The sequence below is a fragment of the Pseudonocardia sp. NPDC049154 genome (genome assembly GCF_040648315.1).
In the GTDB taxonomy this organism is placed as follows: Bacteria; Actinomycetota; Actinomycetes; order Mycobacteriales; family Pseudonocardiaceae; genus Pseudonocardia.
Window position 1 is genome coordinate 1 of record NZ_JBEZDN010000238.1, and the last position, 3877, is coordinate 3877.

The 3877-nt window shown below is 72.5% G+C and carries 3 protein-coding genes; 2 read left to right on the plus strand and 1 reads right to left on the minus strand.

What is annotated here, in order from left to right; translation table 11 throughout:
• Window positions 1-61: 61 nt before the first annotated feature.
• The gene (gene rpsA, locus AB0B41_RS42825; protein ID WP_358212934.1) at window positions 62-1531 is read right to left on the minus strand and encodes a 30S ribosomal protein S1; all 1470 of its coding nucleotides are present in this window, start codon (window positions 1529-1531) and stop codon (window positions 62-64) included.
• A 322-nt stretch (window positions 1532-1853) separates the two neighbouring features.
• On the opposite strand from rpsA, the gene AB0B41_RS42830 reads away from it, so the two are divergent.
• Both AB0B41_RS42830 and AB0B41_RS42835 read left to right on the plus strand, forming a co-directional pair.
• Window positions 1854-2672, plus strand: coding sequence for a class I SAM-dependent methyltransferase (locus AB0B41_RS42830; RefSeq protein WP_358212935.1), 819 nt, complete (start codon window positions 1854-1856; stop codon window positions 2670-2672).
• On the plus strand, window positions 2669-3748 hold the full coding sequence (locus tag AB0B41_RS42835) for a crosslink repair DNA glycosylase YcaQ family protein (RefSeq protein WP_358212938.1): 1080 nt from the start codon (window positions 2669-2671) through the stop codon (window positions 3746-3748). The genes AB0B41_RS42830 and AB0B41_RS42835 overlap by 4 nt, the downstream gene beginning before the upstream one ends.
• Window positions 3749-3877 lie beyond the last annotated feature (129 nt).

Here is a 3877-nt window from a genome sequence, read left to right on the forward strand (position 1 = left end):
GGCCCCGGTCCGCGAGGACCGGGGCCGTTCGTCAGCCGGGCGTCAGGCGCTCAGCCGGGGATCACGCACCGCCGGAGAGCTTCTCCCGCAGGGCCGCGAGCTGCTCGTCGCTGGCCAGCGAGCCGCCGCTCTGCGCCTCCTGCGGGGCACTGCCGCCGGACGAGTAGTTGGCGGCGCCGGTGTCGGCACTCGCCTCCTCCTCGGCCTCGGCGGCCTTGCGGATCTGCGTCATGTGCTGCTCGTAGCGCTCGTGCGCCTCGGCGTACTGCTTCTCCCAGGCCGCGCGGGCCTCGTCGTAGCCTTCCTTCCACTCGCCGGTGTCGACGTCGAAGCCCTCGGGGTAGATGTAGTTCCCCTGGTCGTCGTACTCCGCCGCCATGCCGTAGCGGGTGGGGTCGAACTCGGTGTCGACCGTCATGCCCTCGTTGGCCTGCTTCAGCGAGAGCGAGATGCGGCGCCGGTCGAGGTCGATGTCGATGACCTTGACCATCGCGTCGTCGCCCACCTGGACGACCTGCTCCGGGATCTCCACGTGGCGCTCGGCCAGCTCGGAGATGTGGACCAGGCCCTCGATGCCCTCCTCGACGCGCACGAACGCACCGAACGGGACGAGCTTGGTGACCTTGCCCGGGACGATCTGGCCGATCGCGTGGGTCCGGGCGTAGAGGCGCCACGGGTCCTCCTGCGTCGCCTTCAGCGACAGCGAGACCCGCTCGCGGTCCAGGTCGACGTCGAGGACCTCGACGGTGACCTCCTGGCCCACCTCGACGACCTCGGACGGGTGGTCGATGTGCTTCCAGGACAGCTCGGAGACGTGCACGAGGCCGTCGACGCCGCCGAGGTCGACGAACGCACCGAAGTTGACCACCGAGGAGACGACGCCCTTGCGCACCTGGCCGCGGGCCAGCTGGTTGAGGAACTCGCTGCGGACCTCGGACTGGGTCTGCTCCAGCCAGGCGCGGCGGGACAGGACCACGTTGTTGCGGTTCTTGTCCAGCTCGATGATCTTGGCCTCGATCTTGCGGCCGACGTAGGGCTGCAGGTCGCGCACGCGGCGCATCTCGACCAGCGAGGCCGGCAGGAAGCCGCGGAGCCCGATGTCCAGGATCAGGCCGCCCTTGACGACCTCGATGACGGTGCCCTCGACCGGCTCGTCCGCCTCCTTCAGGGCCTCGATCGTGCCCCAGGCGCGCTCGTACTGGGCGCGCTTCTTGGAGAGGATCAGGCGACCCTCCTTGTCCTCCTTCTGGAGGACGAGGGCCTCGACGAACTCGCCGACCTCGACGACCTCGGCGGGGTCGACGTCGTGCTTGATCGACAGCTCCCGCGAGGGGATGACGCCCTCGGTCTTGTAGCCGATGTCGAGCAGGACCTCGTCACGGTCGACCTTGACGATGGTGCCCTCGACGATGTCGCCATCGTTGAAGTACTTGATCGTCTGGTCGATGGCGGCGAGGAAGTCCTCCTCCGACCCGATGTCGTTGACGGCGACCTGCGGCGTGGTCGGGGCGGCGGTGGTGTCGGTGGACATGTAGTGGGGTGCTCCGGTGGATGTCTTCGGTAGTGGCCGCGTCACGGGCGGCCGGTCGGTGGATGTAGCCGTGACTGGATGGTGCGTGTAACAGTCACCTTCGATCGTCGATTCCCCGCGGTTGAGCGCGCGCCGCGAGCCACTCGTGCACCAGCTCGAGTCGGCCCCGCACACGTTGACCACGGGTACTGGTCATGCTACGCGGCACCCGATCAGCGGGGCAATGCGGGTCCCCGGTGCGGAACTGGGACGATCCGGCGCGTGAGCTGCACGTGTCGGGTGGATCGATCATGAACGCGCGGACGCCGCGCCGGGACCGGCGATGAGCGCCGAGGAGGTGCTCGGGACGGCCGGGATCGCCCGCCGGACGGTGGGTGCCGCGGAGTCCGAACGGGCCAGCCGCGCCTGGTGGGACGCCGACGCCGCGGACTACCTCGCCGAGCACGGCCCGGACATCGGCGACGCCGAGTTCGTGTGGTGCCCCGAGGGTCTGCACGAGGCCGAGGCCGGGCTGCTCGGGGAGGTCGCCGGGCGTCGCGTGCTGGAGGTCGGGTGCGGCTCGGCGCCGTGTTCGCGCTGGCTGCGGGCGCAGGGGGCCGAGCCCGTCGCGCTGGACCTGTCCCGCGGGATGCTGCGGGCCGCCGCCGACCTGAACGCCCGGACCGGGATCGACGTCCCGCTCGTCCAGGCGGGCGCCGAGCACCTGCCGTTCGCCGACGGCTCGTTCGACCTCGCCTGCTCGGCCTTCGGCGCGGTGCCGTTCGTGGCCGAGCCGGTGCAGGTGATGCGCGAGGTGCACCGGGTGCTGCGACCGGGCGGCCGCTGGGTGTTCGCGGTCAACCACCCCATGCGCTGGATGTTCTCCGACGACCCGGGGCCCGGCGGGCTGACCGTCACCCAGTCGTACTTCGACCGGACCCCCTATCTGGAGGTCGACGGCGAGGGCCGGGCGACCTACGTCGAGCACCACCGGACGCTGGGCGACCGGGTGCGGGACGTGGTCGCGGCGGGCCTGGTGCTCGACGACCTCGTCGAGCCGGAGTGGCCCGCGGGCTTCGACCGGGTGTGGGGCCAGTGGTCGCCGCTGCGGGGCGAGCTGTTCCCCGGCACCGCGATCTTCGTGACCCATAGTCCGGCATGACCGCCCTGCGGGTCACCTGGCGGCAGGTCACGCGCTGGCGGGCGGAGCGTCAGCTGCTGACCCGCGGCGAACCGGATCCGGTCGAGGTCGCGCGCCGGCTGACCGGCATCCACGCACAGGTCGCGTCGAGCAGCGTGGCGATCGCGGCCGTCCGCGGCAGCTCGAACGGTGTCGACGCGGCCCTGTGGTCCCGGCGCGCCCTGGTCCGGACCTGGGCGATGCGCGGGACGCTGCACCTGCTGCCCGCCGACGAGCTCGGGCTGTGGTCGGCGGCGCTCACGGACCGCGAGTCGCGGCGCCGCTTCCCGCCCTCCTGGGAGCGGGAGCACGGCGTCACGGGCGAGACCCTGCACGCGATCACGGCCGCGGTCGGCCGGGTAGTCGACGCGGAGCCGGTCACCCGCGCCGAACTCGTCGAGCGGGTGTGCACGGACCTCGGCCGACCGGAGGTGGCCGGGCCGCTGGCGACCAGCTGGGGCGCGCTGCTCAAGCCGGCCGCCGCCCGCGGGCTGCTCTGCTCGGGCCCGGACGGCACCTTCGTCTCCCCCGCCGGCTGGCTCGGCCGCCCGCTCGACCGGTGGGGGGCCGACGAGGCGAACCGGGCCGTCCTGCTGCGGTTCCTGGCCGTCAACGACCCGGCGACGGCGGCCGACGTCGCACGGTGGTGGGGTGAGCAGCCCGCACCGGCGAAGCGGTGGATCAAGGCCGCCCCGGTGGTGCCGGTCGAGATCGAGGACGAGGCGGGGTTCGTCGTCCGGGCCGAGGACGCCGACGAGCTCGCCGCCGTCCCGGCCGCGGGCGACCACCCCGGCGACGGCCCGTTCCTGCTGCCCGGCTTCGACCCGTGGGTGATCGCACCGCTCAGCCACCGCCGGCGGGCGATCCCGGAGGGCCGGGAGTCCGAGGTCAGCCGCACGGCCGGGTGGATCTCACCGGTGCTCGTCGTCGACGGGCGGGTGGCCGGGGTGTGGGAGCGCACCGACGACGCGATCACCGTGCGGGCCTTCACCCGGGTGCCGGCCGCCCTCCGGAAGGCCGTCGCGACGCTTGCCGGTGCCGACGTCGTCTGGACCTGAACGCGCAGGTCGACCGGGGTCGTGAGTGCCTACTGCCCCTAGATGTAGCGACCCACCACGTTGTTGACAGGTCGTCCGGCGTGGCGGCTTGATCGAGGGGAGGGCCTCCGGGAGGAGTGGGTGGGTCTG